Here is a 201-nt window from a genome sequence, read left to right as displayed (position 1 = left end):
TAATAGTGTTATTTAATGTTACTGTTGGCATAAAAATATTATTGATAAAATAGTAAATATCATTGCTCCATAATTTCAGTTGAAATTGCTAATGCATATATTATATATATAATAGCCAATACTAATAATGCAATTATTGAATATAATAGTATATATGCTAACAATATCATTGATTTTTTAAAATATATTGATAATTTATTT

It is taken from the genome of Candidatus Nanopusillus massiliensis (assembly GCF_920984865.1).
This window is presented reverse-complemented; position numbering follows the sequence as displayed.